General features: G+C 72.4%; 11 protein-coding genes and 1 pseudogene. 8 read left to right on the forward strand and 4 right to left on the reverse strand.

Annotated elements, in window-relative coordinates; genetic code table 11:
• Positions 1 to 186 precede the first annotated feature (186 nt).
• Positions 187 to 1,110, reverse strand: coding sequence for an NADP-dependent oxidoreductase (locus ACGF12_RS18190; protein ID WP_393030525.1), 924 nt, complete (start codon positions 1,108 to 1,110; stop codon positions 187 to 189).
• Positions 1,111 to 1,301: 191 nt separating this feature from the next.
• Here ACGF12_RS18190 and nadA point away from each other — a divergent pair, with 191 nt between their 5' ends.
• On the forward strand, positions 1,302 to 2,486 hold the full coding sequence (nadA, locus tag ACGF12_RS18195; RefSeq protein WP_393030528.1) for a quinolinate synthase NadA: 1,185 nt from the start codon (positions 1,302 to 1,304) through the stop codon (positions 2,484 to 2,486).
• Between the two features lie 277 nt (positions 2,487 to 2,763).
• On the opposite strand, the gene ACGF12_RS18200 is transcribed toward nadA, so the two are convergent.
• Together ACGF12_RS18200 and ACGF12_RS18205 are read right to left on the reverse strand one after the other, a co-directional pair.
• Entirely contained in the window at positions 2,764 to 3,063 is a 300-nt protein-coding gene (locus tag ACGF12_RS18200; RefSeq protein WP_393030531.1) for a hypothetical protein, read from the reverse strand.
• 37 nt (positions 3,064 to 3,100) lie between these two features.
• The gene (locus tag ACGF12_RS18205; protein WP_393030534.1) at positions 3,101 to 3,913 is read right to left on the reverse strand and encodes a PspA/IM30 family protein; all 813 of its coding nucleotides are present in this window, start codon (positions 3,911 to 3,913) and stop codon (positions 3,101 to 3,103) included.
• 300 nt (positions 3,914 to 4,213) lie between these two features.
• Here ACGF12_RS18205 and ACGF12_RS18210 point away from each other — a divergent pair, with 300 nt between their 5' ends.
• Both ACGF12_RS18210 and ACGF12_RS18215 read left to right on the forward strand, forming a co-directional pair.
• Entirely contained in the window at positions 4,214 to 4,813 is a 600-nt protein-coding gene (locus tag ACGF12_RS18210) for a DUF3043 domain-containing protein (RefSeq protein WP_393030537.1), read from the forward strand.
• Positions 4,814 to 4,971: 158 nt separating this feature from the next.
• Positions 4,972 to 5,712, forward strand: a complete 741-nt coding sequence (locus ACGF12_RS18215) for a class I SAM-dependent methyltransferase (protein ID WP_393030666.1) — start codon at positions 4,972 to 4,974, stop codon at positions 5,710 to 5,712.
• A 146-nt stretch (positions 5,713 to 5,858) separates the two neighbouring features.
• Here ACGF12_RS18215 and ACGF12_RS18220 read toward each other — a convergent pair whose 3' ends face one another.
• Positions 5,859 to 6,059 carry a hypothetical protein gene (locus tag ACGF12_RS18220; protein ID WP_387623127.1) on the reverse strand — a complete coding sequence of 67 codons (201 nt, stop codon included), beginning with the start codon at positions 6,057 to 6,059 and terminating at the stop codon, positions 5,859 to 5,861.
• A gap of 120 nt (positions 6,060 to 6,179) precedes the next feature.
• Between ACGF12_RS18220 and cobU the strand changes: the two are divergent.
• From cobU to lpdA, 5 genes and pseudogenes are all read left to right on the forward strand, one after another.
• Positions 6,180 to 6,728: pseudogene (cobU, locus tag ACGF12_RS18225) on the forward strand (bifunctional adenosylcobinamide kinase/adenosylcobinamide-phosphate guanylyltransferase); the annotation flags it as partial.
• A gap of 28 nt (positions 6,729 to 6,756) precedes the next feature.
• A complete protein-coding gene (locus ACGF12_RS18230; RefSeq protein WP_393030540.1) occupies positions 6,757 to 7,872 on the forward strand; it encodes a nicotinate-nucleotide--dimethylbenzimidazole phosphoribosyltransferase in 1,116 nt (371 codons plus the stop codon).
• 186 nt (positions 7,873 to 8,058) lie between these two features.
• Entirely contained in the window at positions 8,059 to 8,850 is a 792-nt protein-coding gene (locus ACGF12_RS18235; protein ID WP_393030543.1) for an adenosylcobinamide-GDP ribazoletransferase, read from the forward strand.
• Between the two features lie 257 nt (positions 8,851 to 9,107).
• Entirely contained in the window at positions 9,108 to 10,613 is a 1,506-nt protein-coding gene (locus ACGF12_RS18240; RefSeq protein ID WP_393030546.1) for a leucyl aminopeptidase, read from the forward strand.
• Positions 10,614 to 11,019: 406 nt separating this feature from the next.
• Positions 11,020 to 12,408: a dihydrolipoyl dehydrogenase gene (lpdA, locus tag ACGF12_RS18245; protein WP_224284763.1), complete on the forward strand. Its 1,389-nt coding sequence runs from the start codon at positions 11,020 to 11,022 to the stop codon at positions 12,406 to 12,408.
• Positions 12,409 to 12,448: the final 40 nt, after the last annotated feature.

The following is a 12,448-nucleotide window of genomic DNA, read 5'->3' on the forward strand; positions in this document are numbered from 1 at the left end:
CGGTGCGGGGCTCCACGGATCGTGCGGGGGGTCGAGGGGACGTCCCGGCGGCGGCTGGTGCTCGGCCACGGCCGCTGCCGAAACGGTTCGCCACCCATTCTGGCGGATGACCTGAACGAGTTCATCGCTGGCGGATGACGGGGAGAAGGCCCGGGCCTGTCCGACGGGGATCCGCCGGACAGGCCTCTAGTCCATCAGCAGGACGATCTTCCCCCGGGTACGGCCCTCGGCGCTGAGCGCCTGGGCGGAGGCCGCCTGGGCGAGCGGGAAGGTGGAGGCGACGGTGACGGTCAGCCGGCCGTCGTCGGCGAGCGCGGCCAGTTCGGCCAGGTCCGCCGCGTCCGGGCGGACCCAGACGTAGTGGCCACCGAGGGCCTTCACGCCGAAGTCGGTGATCGAGGCGATCCGGCCCGGGTCGGCCACCAGCCCGGCCGAGACCTGGACGGCGCCGCGGCCGATCAGATCGAGGGCCGCGTCCACGCCGTCCGGGGCGAGCGCGCGGACCCGTTCGGCCAGGCCCTCGCCGTAGGCGACCGGCTCGGCGCCCAGGCCGCGCAGGTAGTCGTGGTTGCGCTCGCCCGCCGTGCCGATCACCCGGGCGCCGCGGGCGCGGGCGATCTGGACGGCCAGGTGGCCGACCCCGCCGGCCGCGGCGTGCACCAGCAAGGTCTCCCCCTCGGCGAGCCGCAGCGCCCGCAGGCTCTGCAGCGCGGTGAGCCCGGCCAGCGGCAGGCCGCCGCACTGCGCCCAGTCCAGCGCGGCGGGCCGGCGGGCGAGGGTGCGGACGGGGGCGGAGACCAGCTCGGCGTAGGTCCCGTGCTCGACGGCGTCCTTGCGGACGTAGCCGTACACCTCGTCGCCGGGGGTGAACTCGGTCACCCCGCCGCCGACGGCGCGGACCACGCCGGCCACGTCCCAGCCCATGACCAGCGGGAAGTGGACGTCCAGCATGCCGTCCAGGGCGCCGTCCCGGATCTTCCAGTCCACCGGGTTCACCCCGGCCGCCCGTACCTGCACCAGGACCGAGTCGGGCCCGACCTTGGGGTCGGGCAGGTCGGTGTACTCGACCACCTCGGGGCCGCCGTAGCGGTTGATCGCGATTGCCTTCATGGGCTCAGCCATACCCGGCGGCTTCGAAATATCGATTCGGCCACGCCCGGAAGCATTCGTTTTGGCGAGCGGTTCTCGTCACATCGACAGGATGGCCATCGTCACTCTGACGCTAACCGGTTAGAATAGATAGCGTCAGATAGACGAAAAGGCTCAACCGCTTGATCGGCCGCACAGAAGGGCACCCGCCCGTGACCACCACCATCACCGAGACCTACGGCGTCGACCCCACTCCGACGCCGCTCGCTCTGCTGCTGCTCGGCCGGGAGGCCGATCCGAACAGCGAGCGCGGCGTCGAGTGCCCCGGCGACCTCCCCCCGGCGTCCGACCCGGACCTCGTCGAGCGCGCCCGCGCGGCCAAGTCCGCGCTCGGCGACCGCGTCTTCATCCTCGGACACCACTACCAGCGCGACGAGGTGATCGAGTTCGCCGACGTCACCGGCGACTCCTTCAAGCTCGCCCGAGACGCGGCGGCCCGCCCCGAGGCCGAGTACATCGTCTTCTGCGGCGTGCACTTCATGGCCGAGTCCGCGGACATCCTCACCAGCGACCGGCAGCAGGTCGTCCTGCCGGACCTCGCGGCCGGCTGTTCGATGGCCGACATGGCCACCGCCGAACAGGTCGCCGAGTGCTGGGACGTGCTGGCCGACGCCGGCATAGCCGACGTCACCGTCCCGGTCTCGTACATGAACTCCTCCGCCGACATCAAGGCCTTCACCGGCAGGCACGGCGGCCTCATCTGCACCTCCTCCAACGCCAAGCGCGCCCTGGAGTGGGCGTTCGAGCAGGGCGAGAAGGTGCTCTTCCTGCCCGACCAGCACCTCGGCCGCAACACCGCCGTGCGCGACATGGGCTTCTCGCTGGACGACTGCGTCGTCTACAACCCGCACAAGCCGAACGGCGGCCTGACCGCCGAGCAGCTGCGGAACGCGAAGATGATCCTCTGGCGCGGCCACTGCTCGGTGCACGGCCGGTTCAGCCTGGACTCGGTGAACGACGTCCGCGAGCGGATCCCCGGCGTGACCGTCCTGGTGCACCCCGAGTGCAAGCACGAGGTCGTCGCGGCCGCCGACATGGTGGGCTCGACGGAGTACATCATCAAGGCCCTGGACGCGGCCGAGCCCGGCACCAAGTGGGCCATCGGCACCGAGCTGAACCTGGTCCGCCGCCTGGCCAAGGCGCACCCGGACAAGGAGATCGTCTTCCTGGACCGCGCGGTCTGCTTCTGCTCGACCATGAACCGGATCGACCTGCCGCACCTGGTCTGGGCGCTGGAGTCGCTGGTCGAGGGCCGGGTTCCGAACGTGATCACCGTCGACCCGGAGACCGAGAAGTACGCCAAGGAGGCGCTGGACCGGATGCTGGCCCTGCCGTAGTCCGGCCCCGCCACCCGCCTGCCCGCCCGGAGGCGAGCGGGCGGGTCACCGCCCCGGGCCGGCGAGTCACAGGCGAGCGGGCGAATAGCACCGCCCCGAGCCGAAGGGGCGCGCCGGTGCCGAAAGGGAGAAGCGACAAGCGAGGTACGAGCGCCGGAGCGCCGACCGTCGGCACCGGGTCCAAGCGCCCCGGAGGCGAGCGGGCGACTAGCACCGAAGGGCGGGCCCCCTCCCATCGGAGGGGGCCCGCCCTTTCGTCTGGCAACAGCCGGAGGAGCTACTCGTACTCGGGGAACCCCGGGATCACGCCCTCGCCCTCGGACAGCAGCAGCGCGCGGACCTCGCTGATCGTCGCCTCGGAGTTCGGCAGGATCAGGTCGGACGGCTCCAGAGCGTCGTCGGGCAGCCGGCTGCCGTACCGCATCACCGCGTCCAGCAGCTTGCCGTAGGCCTGGCGGAAGTTCTCCTCGTCGCCCGACTCCACTGCGGTGAGCAACTCGTCGTCGAGCTGGTTGAGCAGGTTCAGGTGGTCCTCGCCCACCTCGAACTGCCCCTCACCCATGACCCTCATGATCATGCCGTGCGTCTCCCTGGTTCGTGGGGTCGAGCTCAGATCACTTGTTGTAGTTGATGCGCGGGGTGTCCTGCGGCTGCTGCTGGGGCTGCGGCTGCTGCTGCGGCTGCCCCTGCTCGATCGCCGCCGGACCGGAGGAGGAACCGCCGGACAGCTCGGCCTTCATCCGGGCGAGCTCCAGCTCGACGTCGGAGCCGCCGGCCACCCGCTCCAGCTCGGCCTCGATGTCGTCCTTGCGGCCGAGACCGCTCGCGTCATCGAGCGCGCCGGAGGCCAGCAGCTCGTCGATCGCACCGGCCCGGGCCTGCATCTGCGCGGTCTTGTCCTCGGCACGCTGGATGGCCAGGCCGACGTCGCCCATCTCCTCCGAGATGCCGGAGAAGGACTCGGCGATGCGGGTCTGCGCCTGGGCCGCGGTGTAGGTGGCCTTGATGGTCTCCTTCTTGGTACGGAAGGCGTCCACCTTGGCCTGCAGCCGCTGGGAGGCGAGCGTGAGCTTCTCCTCCTCGGCCTGCAGGGCCTGGTACTGCGTCTCCAGGTCGTTGATCTGGGACTGCATGTTGGCCTTGCGGGTCAGCGCCTCGCGCGCAAGGTCCTCGCGGCCGAGCGACAGCGCCTTGCGGCCCTGGTCCTCGTACTTCGCGGACTGCTGCTGGAGCTGGGTCAGCTGGAGTTCCAGGCGCTTGCGCGAGGTCGCGACGTCCGCGACACCACGCCGTACCTTCTGCAGTAGTTCGAGCTGCTTCTGGTAGGAGTAGTCAAGCGTCTCACGCGGATCCTCCGCCCGGTCCAAGGCCTTGTTCGCCTTGGAGCGGAAGATCAGCCCCATACGCTTCATGATTCCGTCGCTCATGGGCCTCGGGTGCCCCCTTCTCCGGCCTGCGGTGTATATCTCGTTACCAGACACGACGAGTGTATGTGCAGCGAGCCCGTCGCCGCAGTGCACCTGCCTGCAACAAGACTGCTACAGCGACCGGTGGCAGTTCCTCATCCCCCGGGTGGATCCGACTCTCATCCTCCCCATAGTCCATCCGACTGATCCCCTACGGGAAGGGCTCGGGAAACCCGGTTCGGGGCCGGACCCGGAGGATCGATATGCGTTTGGGTCCGAGGGGACCCGTGGTCGCGGCGACGCACCCCGTAGGCTGGTGGTGTGTTCCGACGCCGTTCAGATGATGCCGCCGCCTCCGCCACCGTGCTGGAGAAGCAGGACGAGACGACCCAGGCCCGCCACCCGCAGGCCAAGAAGGGCCGCCCCACCCCCAAGCGCAGTGAGGCCGAGGCCAACCGGCGTACCCGGGTGACGGTGCCCAAGGACCGCAAGGAGGCCTCCCGCCAGGCGCGCGACCGGATGCGGGTCGAGCGCGAGAAGCAGCGCCAGGCCCTGATGGACGGCGACGAGCGCCACCTGCCGGCCCGCGACAAGGGCCCGGTGCGCAAGTTCGCCCGTGACTACATCGACTCGCGCTGGTCGCTGGCCGAGTTCTTCCTGCCCGCCGCCGTCGTCATCCTGGTGCTCAGCATCATCAAGGTGCAGGCCCTGCAGCTGCTGTCGACGCTGCTGTTCCTGCTGTTCTTCATCCTGGTGGTCCTGGACTTCGTGCGCCTCGGCTTCGGCCTGCGCAAGCAGCTGGCCGAGCGCTTCGCCGGGCAGAACACCCGCGGCGTGGTCGCCTACGGCATCATGCGCACCCTGCAGATGCGCCGGCTGCGCCTGCCCAAGCCGCAGGTGCGGCGCGGGGAGAAGCCCTGACCGCCGAACCGGTGGACTCCGGCTGGGCCCCGCCTTCCTGGGAGGGGCCCGGCCTGTACGCGCTTCCCGGACAGGGGGACGGCGGCCACGACCGGCTCGGCCAGGAGCGTCGGCTGCCCTCGCGCAGCGGCTCCTTCGCCGGCGGCGCCGGCGCCTGGCTGGACCGGCTCGGCGGACTGCGCAACTTCGTCCGCCAGGAGCTCGTCTCCCGCCAGCTCGCCGAGCAGCTGACCGGCCGCACCGCGCAGCGCGTCCTCGACATCGGCTGCGGCCAGGGCACCCAGGCCCTGCGGCTCGCGCGGGCCGGCCACTACGTCACCGGGATCGACTCCGACCCGGTCGCGCTCGGCGTCGCCCAGGGGGCGCTGGCCGAGGAGCCGCCCGAGGTGCGCGGCCGGCTGCAGCTGCTCAGCGGTGACGGCCACCAGTGCGGGCGCTGGTTCGGCCCGCGCAGCTTCGACGTGGTGCTCTGCCACGGCGTCCTGATGTACCTGCCCGACCCGGACCCGATGATCGCCTCGCTGGCCCGGCTGCTGGCGCCCGGCGGTCTGCTCTCGCTGCTGGTCCGCAACCGCGACGCGCTGGCGCTGCGGCCCGCCGCCGCCGGGGACTGGCGGGCCGCCCTGCACGCCTTCGAGAGCGACCGGTACTACAACCGGCTCGGGCTGGCCGCCCGGGCCGACCGGCTCGCCGACCTGACCGTCACCCTCTCCGAGGTGTCGGTGCCGCTCAAGCACTGGTACGGCGTGCGGGTCTTCACCGACAACGCGCCCGACGACGCGACCCCGCCGGTGGACGGGCGCCAGCTGGCCCAGCTGCTGGAAGCCGAGGACCGGGCCGCCCGCACCGACCCGTACCGGCGGGTCGCTGCGCTGCTGCACGTGATCGGGGCGAAGTAGCGGCTGATCGCCCGCCCGCTTCTTCTCCCCCGCTCGCCTCCGGGCGCTCTGATCCGCTGTCGACGTTCGTCGCTCCGGCGCTCGTGCCTCGCTTGTCGCTCCTCGCTTTCGGCAGCGGCGCGCCCTTCGGCTCGGGGGGCGGGGGCTCAGGCCTCGTGCAGGCTCATCGCGTAGATCTGCTGACCGTCGTCCAGCAGGACCGCGGTGTCCACGCCGTCCTCGACGAGCTGCTTCCAGCTCTCCCCGATCCAGGTCTCGGCGTCCCCCTGGCCGGCGAACTCCTCCTGGCCGCCGGTGGGCGTCACCGCACTGCCGTCCGCCTTCTCGTACCGCCACGTCCAGACCATGCCCGGCTCCTCCCGCGCTTCCCGCTGCCTATGTGGTGCGCACCATAGCCTGCCCGGCTCGATCTTCCGTATGCCTGGTCGGGCAGGATGGGCGCCATGTCGCCCCACTCCCCGCTCCCCCGCACGCTGCTGCTCGGCGGCGCGCGCTCCGGCAAGTCCACCCGCGCCGAGCAGTTGCTCGCCGACCGGCCGGACGTCCTGTACGTGGCCACCGGCGGTACCCGGGACGGCGACGCCGAGTGGGCCCAGCGGATCGAGCTGCACCGGGAGCGGCGGCCGGCGAGCTGGCGCACCGCCGAGACCTGCGACCTGGAGGCCGTGCTCACCGACGCCGCCGACCCGGCGCCGGTGCTGATCGACTGCCTGGCGCTGTGGCTGACCTCGGTGATGGACGAGTGCGACGCCTGGGACGACCGGGCCTGGGCGGACGGCGGCGAGGCCGCGGTGCAGCGCCGCTGCCAGGCGCTGGCCGCGGCCTGGACGGCCACCTCGCGGACGGTCGTCGCGGTGAGCAACGAGGTCGGCATGGGTGTCGTCCCGGCGACCGCCGCCGGCCGGCGCTTCCGCGACACGCTGGGCCGGCTCAACATGGCCGTGGCGGACGCCTCGGAGCGTGTGCTGCTGGTGGTGGCCGGGCAGGTTGTAACAATCAAGCCAACCGCAGCCTGAACACCTGTGGCGTGTAGCCTTCCGGACGATGGACACGACCGTGGATCTCGATACGTTCTCCTCGCTCGTCGAGCGCCCCGACGACAGCGCCCGGCGGGCCGCCGAGGAGCGCTGGCAGGAGGCCGGCCGGCCGCGCGGCGGGCTCGGCAAGCTGGAGGAGCTGGGCAGCTGGCTGTCGTCCGTACAGGGGCGCTCCCCGGTACGGCCGGTGTCGGCGCCCAAGGTGCTGCTGTTCGCCGCGGACCACGGTGTGGCCGCGCTCGGGGTCTCCCGGCTGCCCGCCCAGGGCGGCACCGCGGCCCGGGTGCGGGCGGTGCTCGACGGCACCGCGCCGGTGGCCCGGCTGGCCGCGCGCTACGGCGCCGAGGTGCGGGTGGTCGACGTCGGCGTGGACACCGACGCCGCGAACTTCCCGGACGAGGTGGTCACCCACCGGATCCGGCGCGGCTCCGGCCGGATCGACGTCGAGGACGCGCTCACCCCGGAGGAGACCGTACGGGCGTTCCGGGCCGGCATGGCCGTGGCCGACGAGGAGGCCGACTCCGGCACCGACCTGGTGCTGCTCGGCGACCTCGGGGTCGGCGCCACCACGGTGGCCGCCGTCCTGGTCGGCGCGCTGTGCGGGACGGACGCCGCCGCGGTCTGCGGACGCGGCTCGGGCATCGACGACCGGGTGTGGATGGTCAAGTGCGCCACCATCAGGGACTCGCTGCGGCGGGCCCGGCCGGTGCTCGGCGACCAGATCGCCCTGCTCGGCGCGACCGGCGGGGCCGACTTCGCGGCGATCACCGGCTTCCTGCTGCAGGCCGCCGTCCGCCGACTGCCGGTGGTGCTGGACGGTGTGGTCTCGGCCGCCTGCGCGCTGGTCGCGCAGCGGATCGCCTTCCGGGCCCCGGAGTGGTGGCGGGCCGGGCAGTCCAGCGGCGAGCCGGCCCAGGCGAAGGCGTACGACCGACTGACCCTGACGCCGCTGCAGGACCAGGGGATCACCATGGGCGAGGGTGTCGGCGCGCTGCTGGCGCTGCCGCTGCTCCAGGCGGCGGGCGACGCGCTCGCGGACGAGGCGCCGAGGCCGTTCGTCCCGGCGGCTCCCAAGGAGCAGCCGAAGCTGCCCTCGGCGGCGGATCTGCTCAGGAGGCTGTAGCAGGGGCGGGGTGCCTGCGACTGAGCGTTGGTGCTCAGGCGGCAGGCCCGGCTCTTCCGCTTCGCGCAGTTCCCCGCGTCCCTTTCGGGGCGCGGGGATTCTGTTTGTCCGGGGCGCGGGGCTTCGGTCGGTGCGGGGCCCGGGGGTTTGGTTCGTGCGGTGCGGTGCGGTGAGGGAGTGGGAGCGATGACCGGCGACGGCGAGCGGGCGACGTGGGGCGAGGGGCTGCGGTTCGCGTTCGGGACGCTGTCGGTGCTGCGGGTGCGGGTGGAGCGGTGGGACCGCGCGGCGGGGGCGCGGGCGATGACGGTGGCCCCGGCGGTGGGGTTGGTGCTGGGCGCCGTCGCGGCCGGGGCGGGGGCGCTGGTGGCCTGGCGGGCGGGCGGGCTGCTCGGGGCGGTGACGGCGGTGGGGGCGCTCGCCGCGCTGACCCGGGGGCTGCACCTGGACGGTCTGGCGGACGTCGCCGACGGGCTGGGCAGCGGCAAGCCGGCCGAGGACGCGCTGCGGATCATGAAGCAGTCCGACATCGGCCCGTTCGGCGTACTGACCCTCCTTCTCGTACTGCTGGCCCAGGTCGCCGCACTGGCCGGGCAGTTCGGGCACTCGGTGCCGCGCGGCGCGCTCGCGGTGCTCGCCTCCGCGGTGGCCGCCCGGTGCGCGCTCGGTTGGGGCTGTCTGCGGTCGGTACCGGCCGCCCGTCCGGGTGGGCTCGGGGCGATGGTGGCGAGCACCGTGACGCCCGCCGGGGCCGCCGCCGGAACGGCCCTCGGGGCACTGACCGTCGCCGCGGCCGGGCTGTTCGACGGATGGTCAGCTCTTCGACTCCCGCTGGCCGTTGTGTTCGGCGTCGGCTGCGCCCGGCTGCTGCTCGGACGCTGTGTCCGACGGTTCGGCGGAATCACCGGGGACGTGCTCGGCGCGACGGCGGAGACGGCGGCCACCGGCACGCTGTTCGCCTTGGCGTTGCTCGGCTGACACCGGGCGGCGCGTGATCCCACCATGCGGACTACCATGCGTGAAGCACCGCAGCCCTGCACCGTGGCAGGTCCTGCCCGCCGGCGGGTACCGAGGAGCCGGGGCCTCTGGTGTGCGCGTCCGCCGTGGCGGCCGCGCACACCAGGGGGCCCGGACCCCGCAGACCCGCCGGCGGACGGCCTGCCACGGCGGGCTGCGCCGGTTCGGCAGTCACGCCGCGACCGGCCGTGGACCCGCGAAAGAACAGGACGCATTACGTGACTGCATTGTCTGTGAGCACCTCCTCCGCCGCCTCGCTGCGCGCGGACGCCCTGGTGGTCGGTCTCGCGAAGGGCCCGAAGGGCATCGTGCTGGCCCCCGGCGCCGAGGCCGTGAACGAGGCGTTCGAGGGCAAGCTGGCCGAGGTCCTCAGCACCCTGGGCGCGACCGGCGCCGAGGGCGAGACCGTCAAGGTGCCCTCCCCCGCCGGCCTGAAGGCCCCGCTCGTCCTCGCGGTCGGCCTCGGCGAGGCCGCCGAGGAGCGTTACGAGCCGGAGGCGCTGCGCCGCGCCGCCGGTGTCGCCGCCCGCGCCCTGGCCGGCGCCAAGAAGGCCGCGCTGGCCCTGCCGACCGAGTCCGCGGACGACGTGGAGGCGCTGGCGCTGGGCGGTCTGCTCGGCTCGTACGCCTTCGGCACGTACAAGGGCAACGGCAACGGCAAGGAGCCGGTCGGCGAGCTGGTCGTGCTGGCCGCCCGCAAGGGCAGCAAGGACGCCAAGGCCGCCGTGGAGCGCGCCGCCGCGATCGGCGAGGAGATGAACCGCGCCCGCGACCTGGTCAACGCCGCGCCGAACGACCTGAACCCGAAGAGCTTCGCCGCGATCGCCCAGGCGGCCGGCAAGGAGCACGGCCTCAAGGTCGAGGTGCTGGACGAGAAGGCCCTGACCAAGGGCGGCTACGGCGGCCTGCTGGGCGTCGGCGGTGGCTCGGCCAACCCGCCGCGGCTGGTGAAGGTGGCCTACACCCACCCGAAGGCGAGGGCCACGCTGGCCTTCGTCGGCAAGGGCATCACCTACGACTCGGGCGGCATCTCGCTGAAGCCGGCCGGCCACAACGAGACCATGAAGTGCGACATGGCCGGCGCCGCCGCCGTGTTCGCCGCCGTGGTGGCCGCCAAGCGCCTGGGCCTGGCCGTCAACGTCACCGGCTGGCTGGCGCTGGCCGAGAACATGCCGTCGGGCTCCGCCACCCGCCCGGGTGACGTGCTGCGCATGTACGGCGGCAAGACCGTCGAGGTGCTGAACACCGACGCCGAGGGCCGTCTGGTGCTGGCCGACGCGATCGTGCGGGCCGGCGAGGAGAACCCGGACGTCATCGTCGACGTGGCGACCCTGACCGGCGCCATGGTGCTGGCCCTGGGCACCCGCACCTTCGGCGTAATGTCCAACAGCGACGAGCTGCGCGAGAACCTGCACGCCATCGCGGGCGAGGTCGGCGAGCAGTCCTGGCCGATGCCGCTGCCGGCCGAGCTGCGCAAGGGCTTCACCGAGTCGACCATCGCCGACCTGGCCAACATGGGCGAGCGGATGGGCGGCGGCCTGGTGGCCGGCCTGTTCCTGAAGGAGTTCGTGGCCGAGGGCACCGACTGGGCGCACCTGGACATCGCCGGCCCGGCGTTCCACGAGAGCGCGCCGTTCGGCTACACCCCGAAGGGCGGCACCGCGAGCGCGGTGCGCACCCTGGTCCGCTTCGCCGAGCAGACCGCGGCCAACGGCAAGGCCTGATCCGACCGGACCTGAGCCTCGACGGGGGCCCGGCGCACACGCGCCGGGCCCCCGTCGGCGTTCCCGCGGGGGTTACCTGCGAGTAGGCCGGGACACCCGGGCGCACCTCTGTTCGCCACGGGCGAAACTTTGTTCCACAGAGCGGAAGAGGTAGCGGCGAACAGGGCGGAAGGCGCCCGTCCGGCGGCTGTCAATACCGCGTTGAGCTGCGATGATGCCCTTCCGTCTAGGGTGTTCCCGCCCCGGTGACCGCCCTGTGGGACGACCCTGGGGCGGACCCGGACATCAGCCACCGCGAACAAGTGCGAAGATGTATTTCCGGCACGACTGGGCGCCTCACAAAGGCATCCGACCCACCGGACCGCGACCGGCCCGGCGACCCACCCCATTGCATGGAGGACGTGACGTGGCGAACGACGCCAGCACCGTTTTCGACGTAGTCATTCTCGGAGGCGGAAGCGGCGGTTACGCCGCGGCGCTCCGCGCCGCTCAGCTGGGTCTGAGCGTTGCCCTGGTCGAGAAGGGTGAGCTGGGCGGCACCTGCCTGCACCGCGGCTGCATCCCGACCAAGGCACTGCTGCACGCCGCCGAGATCGCGGACGAGACGAAGGAGGCCGCCGAGTTCGGCGTGCTGGCCACCTTCCAGGGCATCGACATCAACGGCGTCCACAAGTACAAGGACGACGTCATCGCCGGCCTGTACAAGGGCCTGCAGGGCCTGGTGGCGTCCCGCAAGGTCACCTTCATCCAGGGCGAGGGCAAGCTCTCCTCGCAGACCTCGGTGGACGTCAACGGCCAGCGCATCGAAGGCCGCCACATCGTCCTGGCCACCGGTTCGGTGCCGCGCTCGATCCCGGGCCTGGAGATCGACGGCAACCGCGTGATCTCCTCCGACCACGCCCTCAAGCTCGACCGCATCCCGAAGTCGGCCGTCATCCTGGGCGGCGGCGTCATCGGCGTCGAGTTCGCCTCGGTCTGGAAGTCCTTCGGCGTCGAGGTCACCATCGTCGAGGCGCTGCCGCACCTCGTCCCGCTCGAGGACGAGAACTCCTCCAAGCTGCTGGAGCGCGCGTTCCGCAAGCGCGGCATCAAGTTCGAGCTGAAGGCCCGCTTCTCGGGCGTCGAGTACACCGAGACCGGTGTCCGCGTCTCCACCGAGAACGGCAAGCAGATCGACGCCGACCTGCTGCTCGTCGCCATCGGCCGCGGCCCGGTCTCGGCCGGCCTCGGCTACGAGGAGAACGGCGTCGCGATGGACCGCGGCTACGTCCTGGTCGACGAGTACATGCGCACCAACGTGCCCACCATCTCGGCCGTCGGCGACCTCGCCCCGACCCTGCAGCTCGCCCACGTCGGCTTCGCCGAGGGCATCCTGGTCGCCGAGCGCCTGGCCGGCCTGAAGCCGATGCCGATCGACTACGACGGCGTCCCGCGGGTGACCTACTCCAACCCCGAGGTCGCCTCCGTCGGCATCTCCGAGGCCAAGGCCGTCGAGCTGTACGGCAAGGAGAAGGTCGTCACCCTCAAGTACAACCTGGCCGGCAACGGCAAGAGCAAGATCCTGAAGACCGCCGGCGAGATCAAGCTCGTCCAGGTCAAGGACGGCGCCGTGGTCGGCGTCCACATGGTCGGCGCCCGCATGGGCGAGCAGGTCGGCGAAGCCCAGCTGATCTACAACTGGGAGGCCCTGCCGGCCGAGGTCGCGCAGCTGATCCACGCGCACCCGACCCAGTCCGAGGCCCTGGGCGAGGCGCACCTGGCGCTGGCCGGCAAGCCGCTGCACGCGCACGACTGATCGCGCCCACCACCCCCTTTTCCAGTACTTCCCGTACGCA

The organism is Kitasatospora sp. NPDC048296, from assembly GCF_043201815.1.
Lineage (GTDB): Bacteria > Actinomycetota > Actinomycetes > Streptomycetales > Streptomycetaceae > Kitasatospora.

What these genes read in the sequence shown, in the direction of transcription:
- ACGF12_RS18190 (WP_393030525.1), bottom strand. Translation starts at nt 1,110, where the DNA reads ATGAAGGCAATCGCGATCAACCGCTACGGCGGCCCCGAGGTGGTCGAG.
- ACGF12_RS18230 (WP_393030540.1), top strand. Translation starts at nt 6,757, where the DNA reads ATGGACACGACCGTGGATCTCGATACGTTCTCCTCGCTCGTCGAGCGC.
- ACGF12_RS18220 (WP_387623127.1), bottom strand. Translation starts at nt 6,059, where the DNA reads ATGGTCTGGACGTGGCGGTACGAGAAGGCGGACGGCAGTGCGGTGACG.
- ACGF12_RS18235 (WP_393030543.1), top strand. Translation starts at nt 8,059, where the DNA reads ATGACCGGCGACGGCGAGCGGGCGACGTGGGGCGAGGGGCTGCGGTTC.
- ACGF12_RS18205 (WP_393030534.1), bottom strand. Translation starts at nt 3,913, where the DNA reads ATGAGCGACGGAATCATGAAGCGTATGGGGCTGATCTTCCGCTCCAAG.
- ACGF12_RS18200 (WP_393030531.1), bottom strand. Translation starts at nt 3,063, where the DNA reads ATGATCATGAGGGTCATGGGTGAGGGGCAGTTCGAGGTGGGCGAGGAC.